The 23900-nt window shown below is 40.4% G+C and carries 33 protein-coding genes; 3 read left to right on the forward strand and 30 right to left on the reverse strand.

Going from position 1 to position 23900, the window contains the following annotated elements; all coding sequences use genetic code 11:
- Positions 1-117 precede the first annotated feature (117 nt).
- From CYO90_RS07955 to CYO90_RS07980, 6 genes are all read right to left on the reverse strand, one after another.
- On the reverse strand, positions 118-1122 hold the full coding sequence (locus tag CYO90_RS07955) for a beta-ketoacyl-ACP synthase III (protein WP_103579112.1): 1005 nt from the start codon (positions 1120-1122) through the stop codon (positions 118-120).
- Positions 1123-1125: 3 nt separating this feature from the next.
- Positions 1126-2115, reverse strand: a complete 990-nt coding sequence (gene plsX, locus CYO90_RS07960) for a phosphate acyltransferase PlsX (protein WP_103579113.1) — start codon at positions 2113-2115, stop codon at positions 1126-1128.
- A 3-nt stretch (positions 2116-2118) separates the two neighbouring features.
- Complete coding sequence (gene rpmF, locus CYO90_RS07965) at positions 2119-2265, reverse strand: 50S ribosomal protein L32 (RefSeq protein WP_002942540.1); 147 nt, start codon at positions 2263-2265, stop codon at positions 2119-2121.
- A gap of 11 nt (positions 2266-2276) precedes the next feature.
- A complete protein-coding gene (locus tag CYO90_RS07970) occupies positions 2277-2636 on the reverse strand; it encodes a hypothetical protein (protein WP_103571456.1) in 360 nt (119 codons plus the stop codon).
- 14 nt (positions 2637-2650) lie between these two features.
- On the reverse strand, positions 2651-3064 hold the full coding sequence (gene ndk / locus CYO90_RS07975; protein ID WP_002942517.1) for a nucleoside-diphosphate kinase: 414 nt from the start codon (positions 3062-3064) through the stop codon (positions 2651-2653).
- Positions 3065-3166: 102 nt separating this feature from the next.
- Positions 3167-3451, reverse strand: a complete 285-nt coding sequence (locus CYO90_RS07980; protein WP_002942606.1) for an NADH-quinone oxidoreductase subunit I — start codon at positions 3449-3451, stop codon at positions 3167-3169.
- A gap of 173 nt (positions 3452-3624) precedes the next feature.
- Between CYO90_RS07980 and uvrA the strand changes: the two genes are divergently transcribed.
- Positions 3625-6453: an excinuclease ABC subunit UvrA gene (uvrA, locus tag CYO90_RS07985; RefSeq protein WP_103579114.1), complete on the forward strand. Its 2829-nt coding sequence runs from the start codon at positions 3625-3627 to the stop codon at positions 6451-6453.
- A gap of 119 nt (positions 6454-6572) precedes the next feature.
- Here uvrA and rpmA read toward each other — a convergent pair whose 3' ends face one another.
- The 3 genes from rpmA to CYO90_RS08000 all read right to left on the reverse strand — a co-directional run bounded on the left by rpmA (position 6573) and on the right by CYO90_RS08000 (position 8226).
- Entirely contained in the window at positions 6573-6830 is a 258-nt protein-coding gene (rpmA, locus tag CYO90_RS07990) for a 50S ribosomal protein L27 (protein ID WP_103579115.1), read from the reverse strand.
- An 11-nt stretch (positions 6831-6841) separates the two neighbouring features.
- Positions 6842-7156 carry a 50S ribosomal protein L21 gene (gene rplU, locus CYO90_RS07995; RefSeq protein ID WP_103579116.1) on the reverse strand — a complete coding sequence of 105 codons (315 nt, stop codon included), beginning with the start codon at positions 7154-7156 and terminating at the stop codon, positions 6842-6844.
- 107 nt (positions 7157-7263) lie between these two features.
- Positions 7264-8226 (reverse strand): hypothetical protein, encoded by a 963-nt coding sequence (locus CYO90_RS08000; RefSeq protein ID WP_103579117.1) that lies wholly within the window; start codon positions 8224-8226, stop codon positions 7264-7266.
- Between the two features lie 144 nt (positions 8227-8370).
- Between CYO90_RS08000 and flhB the strand changes: the two genes are divergently transcribed.
- Positions 8371-9444 carry a flagellar biosynthesis protein FlhB gene (flhB, locus tag CYO90_RS08005; RefSeq protein ID WP_002942594.1) on the forward strand — a complete coding sequence of 358 codons (1074 nt, stop codon included), beginning with the start codon at positions 8371-8373 and terminating at the stop codon, positions 9442-9444.
- A gap of 477 nt (positions 9445-9921) precedes the next feature.
- Here flhB and CYO90_RS08010 read toward each other — a convergent pair whose 3' ends face one another.
- From CYO90_RS08010 to CYO90_RS08030, 5 genes are all read right to left on the reverse strand, one after another.
- Entirely contained in the window at positions 9922-11250 is a 1329-nt protein-coding gene (locus tag CYO90_RS08010; protein ID WP_103579118.1) for a hypothetical protein, read from the reverse strand.
- A 111-nt stretch (positions 11251-11361) separates the two neighbouring features.
- Entirely contained in the window at positions 11362-12333 is a 972-nt protein-coding gene (locus CYO90_RS08015; RefSeq protein WP_103579119.1) for a phage late control D family protein, read from the reverse strand.
- Entirely contained in the window at positions 12327-12518 is a 192-nt protein-coding gene (locus tag CYO90_RS08020; RefSeq protein WP_103579120.1) for a tail protein X, read from the reverse strand. Before CYO90_RS08020 ends, CYO90_RS08015 begins: the two co-directional genes overlap by 7 nt.
- Positions 12511-12882, reverse strand: a complete 372-nt coding sequence (locus CYO90_RS08025) for a phage tail protein (protein WP_103579121.1) — start codon at positions 12880-12882, stop codon at positions 12511-12513. The genes CYO90_RS08020 and CYO90_RS08025 overlap by 8 nt, the downstream gene beginning before the upstream one ends.
- Positions 12883-12886: 4 nt before the next feature.
- Positions 12887-15127 carry a phage tail tape measure protein gene (locus CYO90_RS08030; protein WP_103579122.1) on the reverse strand — a complete coding sequence of 747 codons (2241 nt, stop codon included), beginning with the start codon at positions 15125-15127 and terminating at the stop codon, positions 12887-12889.
- A 42-nt stretch (positions 15128-15169) separates the two neighbouring features.
- Between CYO90_RS08030 and CYO90_RS10270 the strand changes: the two genes are divergently transcribed.
- Positions 15170-15316: a hypothetical protein gene (locus tag CYO90_RS10270; RefSeq protein ID WP_180997526.1), complete on the forward strand. Its 147-nt coding sequence runs from the start codon at positions 15170-15172 to the stop codon at positions 15314-15316.
- 151 nt (positions 15317-15467) lie between these two features.
- Here CYO90_RS10270 and CYO90_RS08035 read toward each other — a convergent pair whose 3' ends face one another.
- Genes CYO90_RS08035 through CYO90_RS08105 form a run of 16 tightly spaced genes read right to left on the reverse strand, consistent with a single transcriptional unit; the run spans position 15468 to position 23839 of the window.
- Positions 15468-15707, reverse strand: coding sequence for a phage tail assembly protein (locus CYO90_RS08035; RefSeq protein ID WP_103579123.1), 240 nt, complete (start codon positions 15705-15707; stop codon positions 15468-15470).
- Positions 15708-15736: 29 nt separating this feature from the next.
- Complete coding sequence (locus CYO90_RS08040; RefSeq protein WP_035144811.1) at positions 15737-16252, reverse strand: phage major tail tube protein; 516 nt, start codon at positions 16250-16252, stop codon at positions 15737-15739.
- A gap of 10 nt (positions 16253-16262) precedes the next feature.
- Positions 16263-17426, reverse strand: a complete 1164-nt coding sequence (locus tag CYO90_RS08045; protein WP_103579124.1) for a phage tail sheath family protein — start codon at positions 17424-17426, stop codon at positions 16263-16265.
- 2 nt (positions 17427-17428) lie between these two features.
- Positions 17429-18022, reverse strand: a complete 594-nt coding sequence (locus tag CYO90_RS08050) for a DUF7338 family protein (protein ID WP_429827833.1) — start codon at positions 18020-18022, stop codon at positions 17429-17431.
- A 17-nt stretch (positions 18023-18039) separates the two neighbouring features.
- Positions 18040-18186: a hypothetical protein gene (locus tag CYO90_RS10275; protein ID WP_181000237.1), complete on the reverse strand. Its 147-nt coding sequence runs from the start codon at positions 18184-18186 to the stop codon at positions 18040-18042.
- A complete protein-coding gene (locus CYO90_RS10575; RefSeq protein ID WP_258030700.1) occupies positions 18183-18524 on the reverse strand; it encodes a hypothetical protein in 342 nt (113 codons plus the stop codon). Before CYO90_RS10575 ends, CYO90_RS10275 begins: the two co-directional genes overlap by 4 nt.
- Positions 18525-18534: 10 nt before the next feature.
- Complete coding sequence (locus tag CYO90_RS10340; protein ID WP_219809122.1) at positions 18535-19506, reverse strand: pyocin knob domain-containing protein; 972 nt, start codon at positions 19504-19506, stop codon at positions 18535-18537.
- The gene (locus tag CYO90_RS08065; protein WP_103579125.1) at positions 19499-20053 is read right to left on the reverse strand and encodes a phage tail protein; all 555 of its coding nucleotides are present in this window, start codon (positions 20051-20053) and stop codon (positions 19499-19501) included. The genes CYO90_RS10340 and CYO90_RS08065 overlap by 8 nt, the downstream gene beginning before the upstream one ends.
- On the reverse strand, positions 20050-21132 hold the full coding sequence (locus CYO90_RS08070; RefSeq protein ID WP_103579126.1) for a baseplate assembly protein: 1083 nt from the start codon (positions 21130-21132) through the stop codon (positions 20050-20052). The genes CYO90_RS08065 and CYO90_RS08070 overlap by 4 nt, the downstream gene beginning before the upstream one ends.
- On the reverse strand, positions 21129-21413 hold the full coding sequence (locus tag CYO90_RS08075; RefSeq protein WP_087586299.1) for a GPW/gp25 family protein: 285 nt from the start codon (positions 21411-21413) through the stop codon (positions 21129-21131). Before CYO90_RS08075 ends, CYO90_RS08070 begins: the two co-directional genes overlap by 4 nt.
- Before the next feature lie 2 nt (positions 21414-21415).
- Complete coding sequence (locus tag CYO90_RS08080; RefSeq protein WP_103579127.1) at positions 21416-22027, reverse strand: phage baseplate assembly protein V; 612 nt, start codon at positions 22025-22027, stop codon at positions 21416-21418.
- Positions 22020-22400 carry a hypothetical protein gene (locus CYO90_RS08085; RefSeq protein WP_103579128.1) on the reverse strand — a complete coding sequence of 127 codons (381 nt, stop codon included), beginning with the start codon at positions 22398-22400 and terminating at the stop codon, positions 22020-22022. The genes CYO90_RS08080 and CYO90_RS08085 overlap by 8 nt, the downstream gene beginning before the upstream one ends.
- Entirely contained in the window at positions 22390-22635 is a 246-nt protein-coding gene (locus CYO90_RS08090; protein WP_103579129.1) for a hypothetical protein, read from the reverse strand. Before CYO90_RS08090 ends, CYO90_RS08085 begins: the two co-directional genes overlap by 11 nt.
- Positions 22632-22991, reverse strand: a complete 360-nt coding sequence (locus CYO90_RS08095) for a hypothetical protein (protein WP_103579130.1) — start codon at positions 22989-22991, stop codon at positions 22632-22634. Before CYO90_RS08095 ends, CYO90_RS08090 begins: the two co-directional genes overlap by 4 nt.
- Positions 22992-23408, reverse strand: a complete 417-nt coding sequence (locus CYO90_RS08100) for a DUF5675 family protein (protein ID WP_103579131.1) — start codon at positions 23406-23408, stop codon at positions 22992-22994.
- Positions 23405-23839 (reverse strand): glycoside hydrolase family protein, encoded by a 435-nt coding sequence (locus CYO90_RS08105; protein WP_103579132.1) that lies wholly within the window; start codon positions 23837-23839, stop codon positions 23405-23407. Before CYO90_RS08105 ends, CYO90_RS08100 begins: the two co-directional genes overlap by 4 nt.
- Positions 23840-23900: the final 61 nt, after the last annotated feature.

The raw sequence follows: 23900 nt of genomic DNA on the forward strand, positions 1-23900 counted from the left end.
ATTTAAAACAGTGTAATTTTAATATGCATTTGAAAATGAATGGAAATTTTTAAAAATTTATAGAAGATGTTGTAGAAATTTTATTAAATTTAGAGTTTTAGGTATAGAAGCGGTTAATTACAGGTCGCTAAAATTTCTTCCGCCAAATTTTAGTATCGCCGAACCCCAAGTAAAGCCACCGCCAAATGCATCAAGAAGCAAAACTGAACCATTTTTAATGCGTCCATCCTCATATGCATCATTTATCGCCATTGGGATCGAAGCAGAGCTTGTATTGCCATATTTTGCAACTGTCAAAACGCACTGCTCGTCAGTGAAATTTAGCCTGTTCTTTACGGCGTCTATTATCCTGATATTTGCTTGATGAGGTATGAAAAAGTCGATATCTTCGCTTTGCATTTTGTTTGCGTGTAAAATTTCTATCACGCTTTTGCTAAGCGTTTGAACCGCTATCTTAAAGACCTCATTTCCGCTCATGTGGATGAAATTTAGTCTATTTTTTAGCGTCTCATCGCTAGCTGGAAATGCACTGCCGCATCCTGGAGTTATCAAAAGCTCAGCCTGTCTGCCGTCGCTTGCAGTGTGGATGTCGATGATCTCGTTTTCTTCGCTAGCGCTTATCACAGCAGCGCCAGCTCCGTCGCCAAAAAGTATGCAGGTGCTTCTATCTGTGTAGTCGATTATTGAGCTTAGTTTTTCAGCTCCTATGATCAAGACATTTTTTTTAGCACCACTTACGATAAGAGAATTTGCAAGCTCTAAAAGATAGATAAATCCTGTGCAAGCCGCACTTATATCAAAAGCTGTAATGCCAAAATTTAAGCCTAAATTTGAAGCTATCTTGCAAGCAGTTGAAGGCATGCAAAGATGATCCGGAGATATCGTAGCGCAGATTACCGCATCGATTTGTGATTTCTCAAGTCCTGATCGCTTTATGGCTAGCTCGGCAGCTTTTGTGCCAAGATCGCTTGTTATCTCAGTCGTTGCGATATGTCTTTGCTCTATACCGGTTCGCTTCACTATCCACTCATCGCTTGTATCAACCATTTTTTCAAAATCAAAATTTGTTAAAATTTTTTCTGGGACATATGACGCAATGGAGATCAATGAAGCTTTTGGCATATTTTACCTTGCAAAGTGTGAAAGTTCTTCTTCTATAACTTTATTTATATTCGAGTTAGCAAATTTAATTGCTTGAAAGATTGCATTTTTTATGGCTTTTGAGTTGCTTTTGCCGTGACTTATGATGACGCAGCCATTTACGCCAAGAAGTGGAGCACCGCCATATTCATCGTAGCTAACCTGTTTTTTTAGAGTTTTAAAAACTTTCCCCATAAGCACTGATCCAGCCATAGCAAGGGGCGATTTTTTGACTTGCTTTTTGATGATCTTGCCTATGGCATCAGCGACACCTTCGCTCGTTTTTAGTAGGATATTTCCCATAAAACCGTCGCAAACCATGACATCAATGCTGCCATCAAAAATTTGATTGCCCTCTGCATTGCCAACGAAACTATCAAGCCTAGAAACTAGTTTAAAAGCCTCTTTGCTGACTTCATTGCCTTTGCTCTCTTCTTCGCCGTTTGATAAAAGACCTACTTTTGGCTCTTTTCTGCCTAAAATTTCTTTTGCATAGGCTTCACCCATGATGGCAAACTGAAAAAGGTGTTCGCTTCTGCAATCAACATTTGCACCAACGTCCAAAACCAAAGTAGCTGTCTCTTTTGAATTTGGCATAAGTGTAGCGATTGCTGGACGAGATACATTTTTTAATCTACCAACTCTTAACGTAGCTAAACTCATAGTAGCACCGCTGTGACCAGCAGAAACGACAGCATCGACTTCTTTTTCTTTTAAAAGCTCAACAGCTTTGTAGATCGTGCTATCTTTTCTTTTTAGTGCGTCTGTGGCTCCGTCTGACATCGAGATGACTTCGGTAGCTTCTATAAATTCTATATTTTTTAAATAGGGTTGTGGGATGAGTGGTTTTATGGCATTGCTATCGCCAACTAATACAGCTTTAAATTCTGCCTCTTTCAGTGCTTCGATAACGCCAGATATTATAGGCTCTGCACCAAAATCACCACCCATAGCATCAATAGCAATGCGAATCATATTTTAGTATTCACCTGTTGTTTTGTTTATGCGGTGAGGCATTTTCCAAGAACCATCTTTGTCTTTTACAGGCACTGGAAGTGTAACTTTGTAATGTGTTCTACGTTTTGCTGCACGAGAATGACTCACTCTTCGCTTTGGTACTGCCATTTTACTCTCCTTTATAAATTTTTACATTTTTCACAATAAAAATAATCGCTCTTAAAAGCTTCTAGCTCGCTTTCAAAAACTTCTTTTAAATCAATATTGCCATCAAAAAATTCAACCGTATCGCTAAGCTCATTTTCTCTGTCTTTATAGACACCGTCACTTAAATTTAGCTCTACGTCTTGATCGATAGGTAGCATAAATTCATCACCGCATCGATCACAAATATATTTTATCTCGCCCTTTATAGTACCTTGGCATTTTACCAAAAAAGGGTCTTTTCTTTTTAAAATTCCACTAAAAATTAGATCATTGTTTCTTACTAGCTCAAAGTTTATCTCTTTGTTTGCTATTTTAGAAAACGGAATAATCAAGTTTTAGTCCAAAATTAGCAAATTTCTCTTGAAGCAAAGAAGAAATTTATCTCATTTACAGCGTTTTCTAGGCTGTCGCTTCCGTGAACTGCGTTTGCATCAATGCTATCAGCAAAATCAGCTCTAATAGTACCAGGAGCTGCTTCTTTTGGGTTAGTTGCACCCATTAGCTCGCGGTTTTTAGCAACTGCATTTTCGCCCTCTAAAACCATAACCACAACTGGTCCGCTTACCATAAAATCAACTAGATCGTTGAAGAAAGGTCTATCTTTATGAACTGCATAAAATGCTTTTGCATCGCATTTGCTAAGTTTGATTTTCTTTGCAGCTGCGATTCTTAAGCCATTGCTTTCAAATCTATCTATAATCTTTCCAACAACATTTTTCTTAACAGCGTCAGGCTTAATAATAGAAAGTGTTCTTTGCATAAATTTTCCTTAAAATTTAGGTTATTTAAATGAAGTTGGCAATTATATCAAATAAAGCTTAAAAATAAAATAGGCTCAAATTTGAGCCTAAATTTTGTAAATTTATTGGATAACTGGAGTGCTGCCAGTGCGAGCGTCAGCACCGATTTGATCACGTGAAGGTTGTCCTGCTACTACGGCATCCCAAACGATGCAACCATCAGTTGGACAGGCAGATGCACAGGCTGGCTCGTCGTTGTAACCTACGCACTCAACGCATTTGTTTGAATAAACATAGTATGTATCTGCTCCAGTTGGGTTGTCGCTATCGTCAACAATAGCTGAAACTGGGCACTCATCGATGCATGAACCACAGCTTATGCATATATCGGTTATTTTTACAGACATTTTTTCTCCTTAAATAAAATTTTGGCGTAGAATATCAAAAAAAACTGAAAATGATATAAATATACTCTTAAATTTTCATAGCATGCTTAATTTCTTTAAACTACTTTATAAAGTTTTTATCACTTTTAGACTAAATTTACAGATTAAAATTTTAAAAAGGTCGTATAAATTTAATGAATGATACTATAAAAATAACTGGCGCGCGCGAGCACAATCTTAAAAATTTAAACATTGAAATTCCTAAAAATAAATTAGTAGTTTTTACTGGTCTTAGCGGCAGTGGTAAGAGCACGCTAGCCTTTGATACGCTCTATGCTGAGGGACAGCGCAGGTATATGGAGAGCCTTAGTAGCTACGCTAGGCAGTTTTTAGACCGTGTGGGCAAGCCTGATGTTGATAAGATCGAGGGTTTAACGCCTGCAATTGCGATCGATCAAAAGACAACTTCAAAAAATCCTCGCTCAACGGTTGGCACGATCACTGAAATTTATGATTATCTAAGGCTTTTATACGCAAGGGTTGGCGTGCAGCACTGCCATAAATGCGGCAAACCTATCTCAAAAATGAGTGCGAGTGATATCATAAATGAAATTTCAAAGCTCCCACTTGGCGCAAAAGTGATCATCTACGCACCACTAGTTCGTGAGAAAAAAGGCACATGGGCGGATTTGATCGAAAATTTACGCCAAAAAGGCTTTGTAAGGGCGCAAATAGATGGAGTGGTAGTGAGGCTTGATGAGGAGATCGAGCTTGCAAAAACGAAAAAACACACAATAAAGGTCATCGTTGATAGGATCGCTATCAATGAACAAAATCACGAACGCCTTGCAAGCGACGTGGAAAAGGCGCTCAATGAGAGCTTTGGCGAGGTCGAGATAGAGATCGCAAACGCTGGTGAGCTAGGACTTAAAGAGAGTTTTATACATTACAGCGAGCACATGGCTTGCTTTGACTGTAAAATTTCATTTACGCCGCTTGAGCCACTTAGCTTTAGCTTCAATTCGCCAAAGGGCGCTTGCGAGTACTGCGACGGACTTGGTATAAGATACAGCCTAGATATGAGCAAGATCATCGACGAAGAGAAGTCGATAGAAAACGGCGCGATCAAGCTACTTTATGGCTATAACATGAGCTATTACTATAAATTTTTACTTGCTTTTTGCGAGCAAAATGGCATCGATACTAAAAAGCCCTATTATGAGCTTAACGAAGATGAAAAAAGACTCGTTTTATATGGAAATGTCAAAGAAGTTGAGTTTTTTTGGAAGCGAAATAAACTGCTTAGAAAATTTGATGGCGTGGTCAAAATTTCACACGGACTTTTGAAGGATTACAAAGGCTTTGACGAGTATATGAGTGAGAAAATTTGTGACGCTTGTAACGGCCACAGACTAAAGCCTCAAAGTCTAGCAGTAAAGGTCGCTGGCCTTGGGCTTGGTGAAATTTTGGATATGAGCATAGAAAACTGCACTGCTTTTTTCTCAAACGAGAAAAATTTTGCTTACCTAAGCGACTACGACAAGGCGATCGCAAAGCCTATCTTAAAAGAGATCAACGAGAGGCTTTTCTTTTTATATGACGTGGGACTTGGCTACTTGTCGCTTGGGCGCGATGCTAGGACGATCAGCGGCGGCGAGGCACAGCGCATCAGGATCGCAAGCCAGATAGGAAGTGGGCTAAGTGGCGTCATGTACGTGCTTGATGAGCCAAGTATCGGCCTTCACGAGCGAGATACGATAAAACTCATAAAAACACTTAGAAATTTGCAAGCCAAAGGCAACTCCGTGATCGTCGTCGAGCATGATAAAAAGACGATAGAAGAGGCTGATTTTATCGTAGATATCGGCCCTGGAGCTGGTAAATTTGGTGGTAGTGTAGTCTTTGCAGGCACGGCAAAAGAGCTTTTAAACTCGGACACTCAGACTGCACAATACATAAATGGTAAGAAAAAGATCGACTATCAAAAAAATAGAAAAGCTGAGAAGTGGCTCGAAATTTCAAATGTAAATATCAACAACATCTCAAATTTAACCGCTAAATTTCCACTAAGAAATCTCGTGGGCATCACCGGCGTTTCAGGATCTGGCAAGAGCTCGCTAGTGCTTCAGACCTTGCTCCCAGAGGCGCAGGAGCAGCTAAATAGAGCCAAAAAAGTAAAAAAGATAGCTGGGGTAAATTTAAGCGGACTTGAGAATTTAGACAAGGTTATATACCTCGATCAAAGCCCGATCGGCCGCACTCCACGCTCAAATCCAGCGACATACACTGGCGTGATGGATGAGATAAGAAATTTATTTGCGCAGACTAAAGAGGCCAAGCTTAGAGGCTATAAAATAGGGCGCTTTAGCTTCAATGTCAAAGGTGGGCGCTGCGAGAAGTGCCAAGGTGAGGGCGAGATCACTATCGAGATGCACTTTTTACCTGATATAAACGTGGTTTGTGACGTTTGTAATGGCGCTAGATATAACGCTCAGACCTTGGAAATTTTATACAAAGGCAAAAACATCGCAGAGGTGCTAAATATGAGCATAGATGAGGCAGTTGAGTTTTTTAAGGCCGTGCCAAAGATCGCTTCAAAGCTCACCACGCTGCAAGACGTGGGGCTTGGCTACATCACGCTTGGACAAAACGCAGTCACACTTAGTGGCGGCGAGGCGCAGCGCGTGAAGCTAGCAAAAGAGCTTAGTAGAAGTGACACTGGAAATACGCTTTACATCCTTGATGAACCAACGACGGGACTTCATTTTGCCGATGTTGATAGGCTAGTAAAGGTGCTAAATCACCTAGTTGATCTTGGAAATTCTGTCTTTGTGATCGAGCACAATATGGATGTTATCAAAAACTGCGACTATATCGTAGATATGGGGCCAGAAGGCGGCGCAAAAGGCGGTAAAGTGATAGCTTGTGGCAGTGTTAAAGAGGTAGCTAAAAACTACAAAAAAACTGGCAGCTACACAGGGGAATTTCTAGCGCAAGAGCTTGCTTTGTTAAAAGCTAAATAAAATAAATTTAGTAGTTTGGTGTTTGTCTAAAATGCCAAGCTATATATAATAAGTAAGATAAATTAAAATTGCTAAATTTTAAGTGGATTTAAAAAGAGAAGGGGCAAACGCCCCTAGGGTTATGCAGCTGGATAAACAGATACTTTTTTTCTGTTTTTATCAAGTCTTTCAAATTTTACAAAGCCATCAACTAATGCAAAAATAGTGTGATCTTTGCCAAGACCTACGTTATTTCCAGCGTGAGTTGCTGTTCCTCTTTGGCGGATGATTATATTTCCAGCACGAACGAACTCGCTACCAAATTTCTTAACACCTAATCGGCGTCCGATACTATCACGGTTATTCTGGGTTGAACCTTGACCTTTTTTGTGTGCCATATCTTATCTCCTTAAGCTGCGATACTTACGACTTTTACACGTGTAAATTGTCTTCTAAAGCCGCGTTTTAGTTTTGAGTCTTTACGTCTGCGTTTTTTGTAGATAACTACTTTTTTGTCTTTGCCTTCATTAACGACCTCAAGAACAACTTTTGCACCCTTAACAAATGGCGCACCTACCTTTACTTCGCCGTCATTTACAGCTAAAACTTCTGTAATCTTAACGGTTGATTTAGCTTCAGCACTAAAGTGATCTAGCTTAAGGAACTCGCCCTCGCTAACACGATATTGCTTACCGCCATGCTTAAATATAGCGTATTTTGACATACTCTACCTTTCTAAAATTTGGTAAGACCAAAAAGCACTTTTTTGCAAAAGATTTATGGAGCTTTGTTGGTTGTAAGGTGTGAATATTAGCCAAAAGTTTATAAATTCTACTTTAATGCCCCTGATCTTATGATCTCATCAGCTAAATTTCTTATCATAGATGTATGATCTAAGAAAAATGTTTTATCACTTGGCAAATGTGGCTGATATATCAGCGTCTTGGCTACTGGTGCGTTTAAGATCACATTTATCAGTTCAAGCTCAGGCGGAAAAGTAAAATAAAGTTTTGGCTTGGGAATTTCATTTTGAAAGAGCCTCTGCGCATAAAATTTACTGAAATTTTCATTTTTTGGTAGCTTTATCTCTTTAAAAAGCTCAAGCGGTAAAAAGTAGCGCGCTAAGGCGTGAAGCCCGTGCGCAAAGATGTAGAGGCGTTTTTCAAATTTAGGTGCATCTGTCCTGCCAAAAGTGGAGCAAAATTTATGCAAATGCTCGCTCATAGCAGCCGTATCTTTTTCATACAAGGCAAGCACAAATTTAACCGCCTCTCTTTCGTTTGTTGGCTTTTTAGACTCTGCAAAGGTGCGAGCCTTTTCTAGGGCAGGGGCGAGTAAATTTTCATCTTGCCAAAGCATCGCTGTGAGCAGATCATGCATGACACATAGAAATTTATAGCCGTTTTTGCTTGGTGGCAAGCCTTTTGGAAAGATGCTTGCCATGCTATCTGTGTCGCCACAAGCGATAGCAAAAAATGCCGGTATGAGCTTCTCGCACTGATCATATCCACCGCTGCATCCTGGGAGTAAATTTAGCTTAGCGTATTGAAAGATGAGATCATTTAGTGCCTCGGCGTTGCCATCAGTTAGGCACTTTTCAAGGCAAAAGTCGTAGCGTCTAGCTCTTGAAAAGGAGAGTAATCGTATGAGCTCACACAAAAAGTCGTATTCGTTTAAATTTTTCTCTTTTATTTCAGCGTAAATCGTCGCATACTCGTCCAAAAGTAGCTCTTCATCGCTTTTTGGCGGTTTTTTGGCTTTGAAAATATTAAATAAGCCTTCTAAAAATGACATTTTGCGTCTCCTTATTTTTGCTAATTTTAGCCAAAAACACCTAAAACGGCTTAGTTTTTTTGAATTACAAAATTTAAATTTAGTGGATAGTTTAACCGCATTTTGGCTATAATCGCCCTAAATTTAAGCGAGCTTAGGACAAAGATGGCAGGCGAAGATCAGGAAAAAACCGAAGAAGCGACCCCCAAAAAGATAGAAGACGCCAAAAAGGACGGCAACGTCCCCAAAAGTCAGGATTTATCAGGCTTTGTAACCCTAGTTATCGCTATTGGCGTGCTGCTAGCGATGCTAAATTTTATGAAAGATCAGGTCATCTCGCTTTATATCTACTACTCTAAATTTATCGGTCAGCCACTGACTTTGCCAACGGTAAAAATGATCGTTGTAAATACCTTTGGCAGGGCACTTCTGATGATCCTGCCAGTTTGCATCTGCGTCGCGGTTGCTGGCATAATCGCAAATGTAATGCAGTTTGGTTTTATATTTACCACAAAGCCAATAACGCCAAATTTTGGCAAGATAAATCCGCTAAAAGGGCTAAAAAATTTATTTTCTATGAAAAAGGCGATCGAGAGCGTCAAGATCGTCGTTAAGGTAAGCATCGTATTTGGCGTTGGATTTTACTTTTTCTTGCAGTTTATAAAAGAGCTTCCGCACACGCTCTTTTTCTCTATGTTTGACCAGCTTGCGTGGCTAAAAGAGAAGCTCATTATTCTAGTTAGCGTCATGCTTTTTATACTTTTTGTGATCGGCCTTGCTGACCTACTTATCGTGCGTTTTCAGTATTTTAAAGACCTTCGCATGAGCAAGCAAGAGATCAAGGACGAGTACAAGCAGATGGAGGGTGATCCGCAGGTTAAGGGCAGGATCCGCCAAGCGCAAATGCGTGCAGCCAAGCGTCGTATGATGCAAAACATCCCACAAGCTGACGTCGTCATCACAAACCCAACTCACTATGCCGTGGCGATCAGATACGACAAAAGCCGCGACGAGGCACCGATAATACTTGCTAAAGGGGTTGATTTCTTAGCGCTTCAGATAAAAAAGGTAGCGGTTGAAAACGGAGTGCAAATTTATGAAAATCCACCTCTTGCAAGGGAGCTTTATAGGGTTTGTGAGGTCGATGATACGATACCAGCACACCTTTTTAGGGCTGTGGCTGAAGTACTAAGCTTTGTTTATATGAGTAATAAGCAGAAATTTCAAGATAAGCTTTGAGAGCATTAAGCCAAAATTTTATAAAAGCGGTAGTAAATTTTGCAAGCAAAAAAAGACAAGCTGCCTTTAAAACATATCGGCACGCATTTAAAATGACAGTATCTTGCATTTAAAATGATAGTGGAGAAAAAATCGGACGTTGCTTACTATCATTTTAAATGCAAAATTTCACCCTTTAAAAAAGCATAAAAATTCGTCAAAGAGACTTTAAATACTATTGAATATTTAAAGATCGAAAGCTATAAAAAGACGAAAAAGCTCTCATAAGAGAGTAATCTATTAAAGGTAAGATAATTGGCGTTGTCGTTCAATCTATCAAAAAATAAATTTAAAGACCTTTAATAAGCCTTTAAAGACCTTTTAACCTGTCTCATAATTTTCATAAAAAATCTCATTTTTCACCTTAATGTAAAAAATGAGAAACTTAACAATATTAATTTGATCTAAGGCTACTAGAAATTTTGTAAGTTTTATCTATTAATTTATAGAAATAAAATACTCTTCGTTTTGGAGTTCTTCTATATTTTTATAATCCATAAAAAGTTTTGGTAAATTTCTTATTATCCCTTTGTATCCTATACTGCTATATATTGCAGCATTTATCAATGTAGTTAATTTTAAATATATAAACATTACTTGTGTTATCTCGTCTTGATTTTTAAGAATGCCGGTTACGGGCACATTTCCATGTAAGAGATGATTCCTAAGCATAATACACTTTTTATCTAACTCGTTTAATTTAATTGTATTTTCATCAAATAATGATAATAACTTATCGTTATTTGGTAGATTAAATATATTGTCAATTCTGCCTAATATATTTTTCTTTTTTTCTTTTAAACTAGAATTATCTCCTATGAGTCGTTTTGCTTCTTTCTTGAGCTGCTTAATAAAATCTTTTTCATAAGTAGTTCTTTTTATTCCAGTTCTCTTATTGTCCGATTCATTTTTTTGCGTTAGAATTTCTAAAACTGTTGCAAGTAATCTCATTGAGTAGTAGCTTATAGATAGGGTATTTGCTGTCGTTAGTGTATCTATCGCTTCTCTGAAATTTATATTGTCTAGCATTTTATCTATCAAATTTTCAAAATCTTTTTTGTTGAGTTTTTTATTTTTTTCGTTGATATCAACTTTTTTATTTGAGAAGCAATATTTATGCGGATTTCCTTCTATTGTGTAAAAGCTACTTTTATAAGTAGGAGAAAAACTACTTGTATATTTAAAATTTTTGTATTCCGAACATTCTAAATCATCGTCTTCAAAATAATAACCTCTATCCATCTGTATAAAGCCGGTAATGAAACCAACTGCAGATAATATAACCCTGCAATACTCATCAAACTCTTTGAAGGTGATTTTTTTCTTACAATCTATAATCAAAAAATTACTATTATGATAAAAAAATAAAAACGTATATTTTTCTTTAATATTAAATTTTAAATAATCATTCAAACTACCGTAAGACCCATGTACAAATATATCACTACCAAAATGATCAGATTGTTTACTACTGGCATTTTCACAAGGTATCCATAGCTTATAGTAGCCTTCTCTTGTCTCATTAAATCCAACGCTTGCAAATTCATATATGCTCCAATCATTAGAAACCCCATCTTGTCTTTTAAATAGTGATGATAGAATTTTTATCTTCATACCATTTATATCTAATTCCTCATCATCTATTTTTGCGGTTCTGAGATCGCCATCAATGAACTCATTGTCTTTTTTTAGTAAAAATATGTTTCCATCTTTATAAAAATTATTTTTTTGTGTTTCTATAGCATTAATCAATTCTGTCTTTTCCATAAATTTCACTACCTTTTTTATTTTTTACATGGTTATATTATACGGCATTTATTATGTTTTTGTTATTAGTACAAAATATCTTCTTGATTTTAAGAAGTTTGATTTAGTACTTTACCCCTCAAACTCCACTTCACACGTATAATCTTTGCTTGTCAGCCTATGCTCCACGCTTTTAATGCTAAATTCATTATTTTCTAGTCCAGCGATGCCTTTAAATTTTAGCTTTCCGCCTGCTACTATATTTGCGCCGGGTAAACTACACCTGCCGTTTATACCGCCCTTTTGTAGCTCGTTTAGCTTGGCTTCGCCCATTTTAAAGGCTTCATTGTCGCTCTTTGGTTGGGCTATTTGCATCTTGTAAATTTGGTCTCCAGAGCCCACCTTAATACTCTTTGTTTTACCCGCTTCTATGTCTTGCCACTCTACTATAACCGCTCCGTAGGAGTTTCTGTTTGCCTCCGTAATCTCTAACGAGTAAAGCTCGGCTAAATTTAGGGTAAATTTAGGCAAACTCTCGTTTTTAGGGGTATTTGACGTTTGCGTTTCGTCTCCCTTCGCATCTTTTGCGGCTATGACGATGGTGTTATTTTTGACAGCCATGATAAAGCCGTAATCAAAGCAAAGCCCATACAAGAAATCTAGATCTCCCGCGTCGTTTTGCAAGACGGAGGCGATGTTTTGATCCTGTCCGGACGTTTTTACGGCGAGCTTATTTTCGGCGGCTATCTTCCTTGCTATTTCAAATACGGTGGTATTCTCCCAGCTTCTGCGCTTTTTGATTTTTTGAGGGCTTGCGAAGTTTACGGCAGTGGCTCTTACTTCCGTAGCGTAGTTTTTGTAGTCTCTGCTTGCGGTCTGGACGCTAAACGAGCCGCAAAGATAAAGATCCTCCCCATATCCTAGCCAAAGTTTAAGACTATCTCCGAATACGGGCTTGGCGTATATACCGCTAACGCTAAAGCTTATCTCGTCGCTTTTGCTACCTTCCTTGTCGTCGAAATTTAGACTGATGAGATTTGCTTTAATGATCTCCGTAATATCTTTGCCGTTTGCTTCGAGCTTGAAATTCGGGTGTTTTACCATAATTTGGCCTGTTCTTTGGCTTTCTCTTTTATCTCGGGCAAAAATACCCTATCGCCCGCTTTAAGCGTAGCGGCTAGTTTTGGATTTAGGGCTAACACCTGCTCAAAAAATCTTAAATGCCCATAATGCGCGTAAACGATAGTATCGAGCCTATCGTTATCCTTGGCTATGTAAATTTTAGTCATAATCTCTCCTGAGCTCCAAACTAAAGCTCTGCGTAAAAAACGCTCCGTTTGGGGTAAATACGGCTTGTTTTTCGCTGATTTTAACAACCGCGAACCTGCCAAAATATTTGCCGTTTCCGTTGGTTAGCGCATAGCTTTGCCTACTGCGCGCCAGCTCGTAAAGCCTTTTTAGCGCCGTTTGTTTGTCGCCGTTATAAGGCATGGTCTGGCCCTCTATGTTCACGGTTTGGTTTCCGAGGTTTGCCGCAAATAAAGCCGGATGATTTTGGATACGGTCCTGCGAGCTTATGCCAAACTCGGTCTCTAATGATATACCGCCTACTTGTTTCCAGTTAAATTTAAAGCCTCCTAAATTTAAGACCATATCGCTACCTTTGCTCTCTTATTTCGGTATTGGCGCTGTTAAATTCATCTCTTTTAAGCGCCTCTTTGACGCTTCTTGCGATTTGAGCTTTAAAGCTTTCCAGATCGAATTTGCCGTTATTTGAATTAAGTAAAAAATCGCCGTTAAAGCTTATATTGATATTTGCCCCACTTGCGGTAGCCGCTACTGCGGCGGCTTGCGAGGAGGCAGGTTTAGACGCCGCGAATAAGGCCTCTTTGGCCTTTATCGGCGCGCTTTGAGGTTCTTCGTCGTTAAACCAAGAAAAGGGGTTATACCAGTTGCTCTCTTTGCCGTCTCCTATACCAAGAGCGTCTTTCGTCCAATCAGTAGCCGCCCCGAGCGCGTCGCCGATAGAGCTAACGGTATCTACGACCCACTGAAATTTCTCGGATACCCAATCAAAAAAGCCTCCGAATATAGATCTCCACCACTCTACTACCGAATCAAATATAGAGCTAAAGAAATTTGAAGTAGCCTCCCAATAAGGCTTTACGTTCTCCCAGATATTTTCAAAAAAGGTTTTCACCTTATCCCAATTTTCTATAATCCATGCCGCGCCCGCCCCGAGAGCTACTACCAAAGCCCCGATTCCGGTAGAGATGAGGGCTAGGCGCATTATCTTCATGCCGGCCGCGGCGGCTATAAAGCCGGCACGTAAAAAAGCTAGCCCTCTACCTAGTATCAAAGAAGCACCCACGGCGATTTTCGTAGCCCCGCTCCAAGCGGCGGTTAGTATTAACGCAGATCTTAGCCTAGTGCCTACTAATAGCATACTAAACGCATGGGCTTTTGCTGCGAGCGTCGCGCCCACTAAACTAAACGCGTGAGCGCTCCACCTAGCCGCCGCTACCAAATTTAAAGGATTTAAAAATTTAAGTATTTTAACGACGCCCAAAAAGCCGTCCGCAACGCTTAAAAGCGCGATTTTACCGATAAGTAAAAGCGGCTTAAACATCATAAAGCCCGCAACCGCGCTTACTATTACGGCGCTAAGCGTAGGAAATTTAGAGTTTAGCTCGCCAAGCGTACCGGCTATCCCGCCCAGTACCGAAGCAACGGCATTAGTAAGCGGTAAAAACGTCTCTCCAAGATTTGAGCCTAAATTTCTCCACGCCTGCGTCAATCTTTCTATGCCTGATTTCGTAGTATCTAGCTTGGTTTGAAGCTCTTTTTGCATAGATCCTATCGCTTCGTTCGAGCGGGCTAATCTCATGTTTTCTTTAAGGGCGCCTATGTTGGTGACGAGCCCCGCGATTTCGTCGTTAAAATTTCCGCCCACTAGATCGTATAAAAGCCCAGCTTGCTTATCCTTATCGGCTTTTGAAATCGCTTCTAAAAACGTAGTTATCGCGCCCGCGGCGTCTTTAGCTAGAGCCGCTTTTAGATACCCGGCGTCCATACCGATACTAGCTAACGCTTCTTGAAACGCTTTGCCTTTTTTATCCGCCATCGATAAGGTCGAATAAAGCGCATTTAAGCTAGTGCCCACGACCGACGTAGCTTTACCGGTGCTTAACATGGTAGAGCTAATCGCGGCGGCGTCGGTCGCGCTTAATCCGATTAGACTCGCATTTGCGGCCGTTAGCGCCGTAGCTTCGAATATCTCGTCCGCATTTGCGTTGGTTACTTTGTTATCGAGCAAATTTACTCTGTCAAAAAAGTCGTTTAAAAGCTCTAAATTATCCATTTTAAAGCCGACTTTCATATTATTGGCCGCGCGAGACAAGGCGTCCGCGCTCATTTCAAACGCGACTGAGCCGGTAGCTAGCATCTTCGTATAGGCTACTAGTTCGTCCCCTTTTAAATTTATTTTACCGCCACCTACGGCTATTTGAGCGATATCACCGAAGCTTTTTCCCAGCGAGGTGCTTAGCCCTCTCATACTATTTTTTAACGTAGTTAAATTTTCGTCCGTATCGTCTACGTATTTTTTAACGTTGGCAAACGCCGCTTCGTCGTCGATGGCTAGCTTAATAGGTAAACCAATAGCCGCAGAGTTGGCGATAGCGCCTAGATTTGAGGTAAGTTCGCTAAAAAGCTCTTTTCTTGCCGATTTTATTTGCGCCGATAGGTTGGAAAGCTTGGCGCTATCTAGGCTCGTAACGGCGTTTTTGGCCTGCGAAATTTTACTTTTTAAACCGTCGAATCCCTTTTTTAACTCCGAAATTTGACTTAACCCTTTAACGGCTAGGCCTATACTAATACCGATTTGCGAGTTGTCCATAATTTTCCTTTAATATGCTATAATCCGTGAAAAGGATTTAAAATGGCTTTTTTTGTTCCGATTTTTATATTTTTATTTTTCTATGCCTCGCCGGTAGGGTTTTGGCAGACATTAATCGCTTTGTTTTTCGGACTAGGTTTGTTAGGCGGCTTAATAGGCGGAGTTGGCGCCGTTTTTAAACGCTTCTAGAATATTAAAAAAATCTAACTAACTCCGCTTTTGGCCTTTAAAATTCGCTCCGAGATTTTAACGAACTCGCTAAAATCTATTACGTCTAAATCTAAAATTTCGCTATAGCCGAACCCTAAAACGTAAGCTACCGACGCTACGGCCTCGTTATTTATGCAGATTTTTTCGCAGGTTGCAAAAAATCCTTAATCACCTCCTCGATCGCTTTAAAATCAAGCATATCAAGGCTTTCTACTTCGTCGCTTGACATATTAGCGCAGCTAACTACTAGCTTGATCGCTCTCTCGTCGTCGCTTTTTTCAAGCCCGGCTAGCTTCATAACTCTAACCGTAGGCGCGAAAATTTCTACTTCTTTGCCGTTAATAGGCAACTTAATCGTCGTTTTTCTCATCATATATCCTTTTAAAATTTTAGTTTTATTTATTCGCCCAAATTTGAGCGCACTTGCGCCAAATAATCCACACCGCCTATAAGGCATATCATGTTTTCGACGTCTAGTAGCGCTACTGGCACTTTGCCTATATTTATATCTAAAAAATGAACGGCTAGCTTGACGCTCACCTCCATCTCTTTACCGCTTTCAAAGCTTCCCGGATCTATCTCAGTAATATCCCCGGTAACCGCCATAGAAAAAGGTTCTGGAGAGCCTTTGCCGGATTGAAAGATGCTAGCCTTGAATAAAAAAGGAATTCTGTTATTCCAAGTGTTGAGTCCATAACCCAAGTATGTGTTCCTATCGAGCACGCTTAGCTTAAACTCCATTTCCACTGGCTTTATCGTCCCGCTTGCGAAATTGCCTCCAAGAGCCCCTTTGGCTTCGATCGTCTCTTGTTCTATCTTTGGTATAGTGAGCGATTTAACTACGCCCAAATATCCTTGACCGTTTATGAATACGTTTGCTTCCTGGATAACCTGAGGAATTTGTCTTTTTACCATTTTTTACTCCTTATTTATTTAAATCGTTCATAAGCGTTTCGCCGTATTTATCCACGTAGATAAAATCAAGTGTAAGCTGCTTAACGATCGGATTGTTTTGCATTCTGACGTCTAGGTAAAATTTACCGTCCGTGATATTGGCCAGCGTATTTTTCTCGCTCCAAGATAGCTCGTATCCGAGCAATACTTTTGCCCCTACAAGCCCCCTAAGCAGCTCGCTAACGCTTCTTTTGGCGTGATATAGCTGGTCTGCTTTTTTGTCTATCGCAAATAGCACCCCTTTTTGGCAAGCCTGCGAAATACGGTCAAATACCCTTACTCGCGCTAAATCCTTCCATATAGTATCTTGATCGCTAGTCTCTCCGCCCCATGCTCTAAAGCCGCTTTCTCTAATGACGGTCGAAATTTTTGCCGCCCTTAGCTCGTCCGCGGTGCAGGTTTCGCCTAGCTCGAAATCTACGTCTATTTCCGTGCCCGAAACTCCTATCATAACCCTATTTGAGTAGCTGTCACTATATCCAAACTCGCTCTGGCCGTCCGTATGAGCTATCATGCCGGCTATTCTCGCGCTTTGCCCCTCATAGACGTAAGCGTTGGTTTCATCATCCCAAACCTTGACGTTAGGATACGCCGCAACGAGCCTTCTAGTGCCGAAGTCTCCCATCTTTACTATCGCTGCGGCCGCGTCCTGGGCTTTTAGATCTACGATGCCGGTCGCTTTTAGCCTGGTAGCTACTTTTTCTATCTCGCCTTTTACGGCGTCTTCTTGGCTAAATCCAGGCGCTATGATTAGATTAGGGTTATATCCAAAGCGAGATTTTGCTTTAGCAAACGCTGTAATGGCACTTTTACACTCCGTGATCTCATCGTTTGTGTCCTCATCGTCATCTTTTGTAAATACACTTAATATTATTTGCGTATTTACAGCCTGATCTTCAATACCTTTTAAAGCCCTATAAATAGAACCTTTTTTAAAAGCTTGGCTTGCATCCTTTTTTGCTTTGTATTTTGCTTCAAGGACTTCAAGTGCCTTTGCTGTTGTCATATAAAAATGTAGACCATTTTCTAACACCTCTTCATACCCTGCTATACCAATAGGCGTAGTACTTTCTACCGCTATAGGTCTTGCCGCCTCAGCTGATACGGTTACGTTTACACCAAATTTTGCTGCCATTTTTATTCTCCTTTTTGATTTACTCTCTTAAATGGGTTGATTGCCCACACTGATTTTAAGATAGGCTTGTCGTCGGCCTCAAGATACTTTTCTGCGTTCATCTCATTCATACCTGCCACGTCCATCAGCTTCCAACCTAGGTATATGCGGCAATAGAAATTCTTGAAAATTCCTTTGTATCTGATAGTTTGGTAATACCCGAAACGCTCTTTGCCGTTTTTGAGCTTGCACGTGACCAAGCACCAGTCGGAGACTATGCCGCCGTTTGACGTAACTTTCGGATTGCCTTGTGTGATCACGCTTGATAGCACGATGTCTTTTACTTTTACACCTAAAAATTTGACCGAAAAGACACCGATACGATTTCTAAGCAACCAGCGCAAACGAGCGTAGTATGTCCTTTCTTTTCCCTGGAAGTGCTCTCTTTTCCAGCCCTCATCACCATTTATGCCATAGTCGGGGTCATCGAACCACGCCGCCCACTTTGGCAAGTGTTCGTCCTCTTTCTTGCAAAAAGCCACTGCTATCGGCACTATGAAAAATGCCAAAATTTCAAACGGCAGTTCGATGATTATATTTTTTATGACTTGGCAAATTTATTTTTTAGATATTCTCATTTTTTACCTTTCTCTTTTGGCTGCTCTAACTCTTTTGCATCTGTTTCATACTTTGGGCATTTTGGGCAGCCTTCCCAAGTACACTCATCATTTTTGTCTAGCTTTGAGCTACAAATCTCGCAGCGTTTGATTTGTTTCCTCATTGTTCGTCTCCTTTTGTCAGATTTTCTTTTTGAGTGAGAAGCTCTTTGTATTCCTCGCGAAGTTCAGGCAATACGCTATCGTTTCCGATCAGTATGGCGTGACGGATATAGCCCTCGGTCTCTTTGATTTGCTCTTCAAGTTCGGCAAGTTCTTTTTGCTTTATCTGCTCTTTGCTCGGTTTGTTTTGAATATCTTTAACATCTACTATCTCAAAGGCTGTATTTTTAGGCACTTGCATTTTTGCTATCTCTTCAAGCGTGTATTCAGCTAGTGCTTCTTTGCTTGGTGAGATGATGATGTTTTTATTGCTATCGTCTTTGTATATTATTACTTTCATGTTTTCCTCCTTAGTAGATGATCGCCGAAATAAAGTCATAATCAGCCCAACCTACTCCAGCACCTGCTATTATATTTATGCAAAAACTACCTTGCGTAATCTCGTAAGTAAGTAGATTTCTAGCATGGTTTGAACTTGCTACTCCTTTATTGCCTCCACTTATCAGACACACATATTTATTATCACTCATAGCTTGCAAAAAAGATATTTTATAGTTACCAGTACCGAGCTTTGCAACGCTTAAAATATTTTTGCTTTTTAGAATTTCACCTGTTGTGCCTATAAAACTTACATAAGCTTTTGGTAAAAGCTCTTGTATGCTACCCTCAGTTAATACCCTAACCCAAGGCGACCATTTTCCGCCGTCATGTTCTCGCTTGTATATGTATTGATTAGCGTTTCCTGCGCCACTCCAACCATAAATCATCTGAACGACCGAGCCACCGCTGCCACTTTGCCCAAAGCCCATCACGTGCAAGGTGCAAGCTTTATCGATGATACCTTGCGGATAGTTTCTCTCTGCGGTACTGTTTGCTCCGTTACCATTTGCGTAAAACCCCGGTGTAGTGATGTCGTTTAGATTTTCGGTGCTAAGTTGAAATGTTTTAGATGGGATTTGCCCCGCTACGCTGTCTTTTTTTAGATAAATTTCGTCGTGGTTGTGGTTTGCACTTGCGTATTCGCTCGGGGCTTTGCCGCCTAGCTTATGGCTATCTGCGGCTGCGTCAGTTTTATCAAGCTTCGCATTCACTTCGCCTTTTGTAGCAAAATTTACTTTTTCGGCATTATAGGTGCTAATTAGTAGTCTATTGTTTACATTGCTAGCCGCCGCTTCAATCTGCGCTTTTAGGTAACTTGTGCGGTTTGCCAGTTGTTTTGCTTGCTTGTTACTGATGCCATCTATCCCGCCTACTACCGGATCGGTGACTTCAAGCTGATAGATACCTTCTTCCCACTTGTTTTCTTCTTTTAGATTAGCCATTGTATGCTCCATAGTTGAATTGATCGTTGTATTTTATTTGTCCGTCGTAGATCACGCTACTTGCTCTATGATCTATACTCACAAGCACGCACCTAGCGGGAGCTGCACTCTTGGCAGCCTCGCTTATACGCTTTGCTTTTTGTTTTGAAAGAGGAATGCTGGCAATGATGCTATACTCCGCCCAGTGAGTGTTAGAGCCGTAAAACCTACTTTTGTTATGTTTTATGGATCCGTCATATTTTTGACTTAGGTTGCCCTCGATGATGATTGCACCACTATCTACGCTTTGAACCGCCTTTTTGACCGCGTAAAAAGAACCGCTGTAAAAGTGAATTTTAAAGGCGTTTTTTATGAGCCATCTGGCGTTTGTCTCGTTGAGTCCGTCTATATCTACTTCGAAGCTGGTTGCAAGAATAGACAGCAAAGAGACCGGACAAGAATCGGCAAGCGTATTTATGACACTTATGTCAAGACCTTCAAATCTAAGCCCAAAAAGCTCATCGAGCAGCTTATCAAGTTTGCTTTTATGATTTGGCAGTAGGCTCACAGCTCGGCCTTTTTGTAGCTTAGATTAAAATTTAGCCTTATAAAACTATCATCATTTACTTTTGTATCAGTAGTGGGAACTTTTAAATTTACCCGGTACACTCCGTTTTTATGAAGCGTAGAGTAGATATAGCTTAAATTTAGATCCTCGCCTAAGCTTAGACTGCTCCTACTTGTCTTTATCGTTTTATCGATCTCATCTTGTAAAAACATATCCGTTAGTTCAAGCTGCGCACTGATTGTTATATCTTTGATAGTTGCGTTTTTGACGTTCACTGTATCGGTGAGCGGTCTGACCTTTTCACCGTTTAGATGATCCTCTACGCTTTGGCGTGTAGCCTCGCTCATATCAGAGGTTTTTAGATAGACATTTACTATACCTGCTCCGCCGTTTAGCACGCTAACTTCTTCGACCTTTGCATTTGCAGAAAGTACTTGATAGATATAGGCTTTTGCACTTCCTGCGGTTGAAAATCTTTCCAGTGAAAGCACTGCTCGCTCACGAAGTCTCTCGTCGCTTTCAGCCTCCGCTCCACCGGTGAAATTTGATGTTTGTTTGGCTTTTAAAACAAATGGCAGCGGTGTTTGAATGAGCTCGCATTTGACCGCGCTAACTTTTACAAATTCATCGAGTATGATTTTGCCGGTGGCTTTTAGCTCTCCTTGTTTGATGATCACGCTATCTTTAAGGATGGCCGTGTCACCTTTTTCACTTCTAAATATGCTTTTTGCAGGCACGATGGTGTCGCTATCTCTTGTGATGGAGAGTGTTAGCTCGATGCCCGCTGTTGGCTTTTCTCCTTGAAGTCTTTCGATACCATAGATCGCTACTACGTTGTCAAGATCGCTGCCTGAGGCATAAGGCAAAAGCATGCTTTTCACGCTTTCATTTATCCTAGCCCTTAGCAAAAGCTCACGATATGCGAGAGTTTCAAGCAAAGCGGAGTATCGATCGCTTTCAAGCAAAGAAATTTCGTCATCGTTTAGATAGCCTTTAAAAAGCTCTTTAATACCCTTTAAAAGATCGTTAAAATTTAGCTCTTCGATAACGTTTGGATATGGTAAATTTTCTAGCTTCATATTTCAATTCCTATCTCATTACCACTCGTTAAAACGATCTTAAAATTTAGCTTATGATCTTTTAGACCTACAAGACGAACTTCATCGATCTTTACTCTCTTTTCCCATTTCTCAACCGCTTCAATGACAAAACACGCCAGATCAGCACGAAATTCATCATCTACCTTGCGATCTATTAGCTCATAAATTCTGCTGCCATACTCAGGTAGCATCACCCTTGAGCCAAGCGGAGTTAGAAGTATGTCTTTGATAGAGTTTTCTATATCAATGAGATATTTCATCACTAATCCCTCGCAAGTCCGTTATTTGTGTGATCTGTTAGGCTGCCACGTCCATCACGTACGCTACCACCAAAGCTTGCATTACCACCTGTTGTGATTGAGCCAGTGATTTTTACATCTCCGTTTATCTCAAAGCTACCACTACCACCACCGCTTCCTGCTGTATTTATCGCCCCTTGTATCAAAGTGTTGCCAAGTAGCTTGATGCTTGGGCTTTTTACCATTGTATCGCTAGCTTCTACCATCACATTTTTAGCCTTTACATTTGCGTTATCGCAAGTTATGTTTATAAGCTTTGGAGATGAAATTTCAAGGCACGAGCTAGAGCTGTCGTAACTCATCTTTATGCCATCTTCAAAACTTATATGTACTTTCTTGTCAGTTGCATCAGTTTTATATGAACTTTGATAAAGCCCACGAAGCACCACACCTGAGTTTAATTCATCATGTACAGGCAGCACTAGCACTTGCTCTCCTACGCGTATTGGTGAAAAGCTCACTGCATAAGAGTTGGCATGTGCTTGAAATACCGGCAAAAAATCAGTTACCATCGAACCAATGGCAACTTTTGCACGGTCATTTCTTACTTCACTGATAATTCCAACTTCAATCATTTATATGCTCGCTAAATTTTTTATTTCTTGGCGTTCTTGTGTACTTTACGCTATGCTTGATCTCTTTTACATCATCATGTATTTCATTGAGCTTCTCTTTATTTATGGCAAAATTTGCTGCTAAGATATCGCTTAGTTTTTCAGTGGCACTACTTTGTTTATTTATCGCTTCACTATTTTTATTGACCACATCGATCATCAAATCAGTGTTTTTGCTCGTATATCTGCTAAGCAACCAAAAGATCACCACAAATGCCAAAAAGCCAAAAATCGCCATAAAGACGATAAATTCATTTAACCCCCATGATCCAGCTAAATTTATTAATCCAGCTGTTTCTCTTATCTCATTGCTAAAATCTAGGCTATTTTCCATCTTCTTCCTTTATTCCAAGACATTTTTTTAGTTTTCTTTCACAGTCGCGGTAATAAACAGCAATCTTCTTGTCCGTCTCAAACGTGCCATCATTTTTGGGTTTTAGTGGCATTTTGGCGTTGCATTTTATGGGCATATATTTTTCTTTATATATAACACTAGGCTCAGGCACTTGTTTATTCGCGCAGCCTGAAAAAAGTAGAATGAGCACCATAAAGAACACTAATATTCTCATTTAAACAGCTCCTTATATGCAGCCAGCTCGCTTTCGCAATTTTTATCTTTGACGTAGATCTTCTTTATCCGCTCGACCTCTTTTGACGGGGTATCGTCGATCTTTACCGCAGCAGCCTTTATAGCTTCGTTTTGTGAAGCAAGAGCTGTATCGCAGGCACTTAGATTGTTTTTGACTGTAGTGTAGTCCTTGGTTAATCGCTCGTTTTTCTCTTTTTCGCTTTTAAGGTCTTTAAGCAAGACGGAATTTACGCCCTCTAGCCTTGAATTTTCGAGGAACAAATTTATGCAAGCAAAACCTAAAAGCGCAGCTAACGCAAAACCTACGATAGGAAGTTTAGTCGCCAAAAATCCCATTTAAACGCCCTTGTTTATGATTTCTACGGTTAGCGGCTTATTCTTGGCTCGCTCCATAAAGGCTTCAAGCGTCTTTTTGCTATCGTAAATTCCTCTTTCGTCCGCTTTAGCGCCTATTAAAACGCAGCCTAGCGTATCTTTAGGGTAGTTTCCCGCGTGAATGAGTATACGGCGGTTTTTGCTTACCTCTTCGTTAAAAAGCGTCGCTAGAACCCGTCCGAAGCGCGGACTATACTCCCACGCCGTCTCGTATACTCCTTGCGGCACGCGTAGATCTCGCCCCGGCGTTACACAGTCTTCGCCCGCGGGTTCAAGGGTGTAGCCTAAAAGTAGCGGCTTTTCGTCCGCTTCGCACAGTTCAAACTTTCCTATCGTACCGTCACTTATATTTTTAAAGCGCGTTATTGTTAACTTCACAATAAGCCTCCTAGTACCTTTTTTGCTCTGTTTGGAGTTTGTTTCGCCCAAAGAGAATTCATGCCGCTTTGATAGGCGGCTTCGTATTCGCCCATTCTTATATGATGCATCGTAGTTACGAATTTCTTCACTTTTGAAACGCCTAGCTGATAGGCCATTTCTATCACTACTTCTTGGACGTTTTTCGGTTTATCCTTTAGCCAATCAAACGTCACAAATACCGCGGCGGTTAGTTTTTCAAGCTTGAGCTCTAAAATTTTATCGGCCGTCGCTTTGCTCATGGGTTCATATTTGCCGCCGTTTAGCGCTAGCTCATCGGGCGTAAGCGCGGCCAGCAAAAAGCCGTAGCCCACGGTTGCTCTTCCCAGGTTATCCTCGTAGCGATGGTCTTTAAGGCCCTCGTTTTCTTTGATTTTTTCTATTAAAGTCATTGCATTCTCCAAACTTTTGCCGCAATATTACGCCATACCCGCCTCAAAAATCTATCACGAT

The sequence above is a fragment of the Campylobacter concisus genome, from assembly GCF_002913745.1.
GTDB lineage: Bacteria > Campylobacterota > Campylobacteria > Campylobacterales > Campylobacteraceae > Campylobacter_A > Campylobacter_A concisus_R.

Bases quoted from the DNA above. Each gene is read 5' to 3' on its own strand.
- CYO90_RS07955 (WP_103579112.1), bottom strand. From the start codon at position 1,122: ATGCCAAAAGCTTCATTGATCTCCATTGCGTCATATGTCCCAGAAAAA.
- plsX (WP_103579113.1), bottom strand. From the start codon at position 2,115: ATGATTCGCATTGCTATTGATGCTATGGGTGGTGATTTTGGTGCAGAG.
- rpmF (WP_002942540.1), bottom strand. From the start codon at position 2,265: ATGGCAGTACCAAAGCGAAGAGTGAGTCATTCTCGTGCAGCAAAACGT.
- ndk (WP_002942517.1), bottom strand. From the start codon at position 3,064: ATGCAAAGAACACTTTCTATTATTAAGCCTGACGCTGTTAAGAAAAAT.
- CYO90_RS07980 (WP_002942606.1), bottom strand. From the start codon at position 3,451: ATGTCTGTAAAAATAACCGATATATGCATAAGCTGTGGTTCATGCATC.
- uvrA (WP_103579114.1), top strand. From the start codon at position 3,625: ATGAATGATACTATAAAAATAACTGGCGCGCGCGAGCACAATCTTAAA.
- rpmA (WP_103579115.1), bottom strand. From the start codon at position 6,830: ATGGCACACAAAAAAGGTCAAGGTTCAACCCAGAATAACCGTGATAGT.
- rplU (WP_103579116.1), bottom strand. From the start codon at position 7,156: ATGTCAAAATACGCTATATTTAAGCATGGCGGTAAGCAATATCGTGTT.
- CYO90_RS08000 (WP_103579117.1), bottom strand. From the start codon at position 8,226: ATGTCATTTTTAGAAGGCTTATTTAATATTTTCAAAGCCAAAAAACCG.
- flhB (WP_002942594.1), top strand. From the start codon at position 8,371: ATGGCAGGCGAAGATCAGGAAAAAACCGAAGAAGCGACCCCCAAAAAG.
- CYO90_RS08010 (WP_103579118.1), bottom strand. From the start codon at position 11,250: ATGGAAAAGACAGAATTGATTAATGCTATAGAAACACAAAAAAATAAT.
- CYO90_RS08015 (WP_103579119.1), bottom strand. From the start codon at position 12,333: ATGGTAAAACACCCGAATTTCAAGCTCGAAGCAAACGGCAAAGATATT.
- CYO90_RS08020 (WP_103579120.1), bottom strand. From the start codon at position 12,518: ATGACTAAAATTTACATAGCCAAGGATAACGATAGGCTCGATACTATC.
- CYO90_RS08025 (WP_103579121.1), bottom strand. From the start codon at position 12,882: ATGGTCTTAAATTTAGGAGGCTTTAAATTTAACTGGAAACAAGTAGGC.
- CYO90_RS08030 (WP_103579122.1), bottom strand. From the start codon at position 15,127: ATGGACAACTCGCAAATCGGTATTAGTATAGGCCTAGCCGTTAAAGGG.
- CYO90_RS10270 (WP_180997526.1), top strand. From the start codon at position 15,170: ATGGCTTTTTTTGTTCCGATTTTTATATTTTTATTTTTCTATGCCTCG.
- CYO90_RS08035 (WP_103579123.1), bottom strand. From the start codon at position 15,707: ATGAGAAAAACGACGATTAAGTTGCCTATTAACGGCAAAGAAGTAGAA.
- CYO90_RS08040 (WP_035144811.1), bottom strand. From the start codon at position 16,252: ATGGTAAAAAGACAAATTCCTCAGGTTATCCAGGAAGCAAACGTATTC.
- CYO90_RS08045 (WP_103579124.1), bottom strand. From the start codon at position 17,426: ATGGCAGCAAAATTTGGTGTAAACGTAACCGTATCAGCTGAGGCGGCA.
- CYO90_RS10275 (WP_181000237.1), bottom strand. From the start codon at position 18,186: ATGAGGAAACAAATCAAACGCTGCGAGATTTGTAGCTCAAAGCTAGAC.
- CYO90_RS10575 (WP_258030700.1), bottom strand. From the start codon at position 18,524: ATGAAAGTAATAATATACAAAGACGATAGCAATAAAAACATCATCATC.
- CYO90_RS10340 (WP_219809122.1), bottom strand. From the start codon at position 19,506: ATGGCTAATCTAAAAGAAGAAAACAAGTGGGAAGAAGGTATCTATCAG.
- CYO90_RS08070 (WP_103579126.1), bottom strand. From the start codon at position 21,132: ATGAAGCTAGAAAATTTACCATATCCAAACGTTATCGAAGAGCTAAAT.
- CYO90_RS08075 (WP_087586299.1), bottom strand. From the start codon at position 21,413: ATGAAATATCTCATTGATATAGAAAACTCTATCAAAGACATACTTCTA.
- CYO90_RS08080 (WP_103579127.1), bottom strand. From the start codon at position 22,027: ATGATTGAAGTTGGAATTATCAGTGAAGTAAGAAATGACCGTGCAAAA.
- CYO90_RS08085 (WP_103579128.1), bottom strand. From the start codon at position 22,400: ATGGAAAATAGCCTAGATTTTAGCAATGAGATAAGAGAAACAGCTGGA.
- CYO90_RS08090 (WP_103579129.1), bottom strand. From the start codon at position 22,635: ATGAGAATATTAGTGTTCTTTATGGTGCTCATTCTACTTTTTTCAGGC.
- CYO90_RS08095 (WP_103579130.1), bottom strand. From the start codon at position 22,991: ATGGGATTTTTGGCGACTAAACTTCCTATCGTAGGTTTTGCGTTAGCT.
- CYO90_RS08105 (WP_103579132.1), bottom strand. From the start codon at position 23,839: ATGACTTTAATAGAAAAAATCAAAGAAAACGAGGGCCTTAAAGACCAT.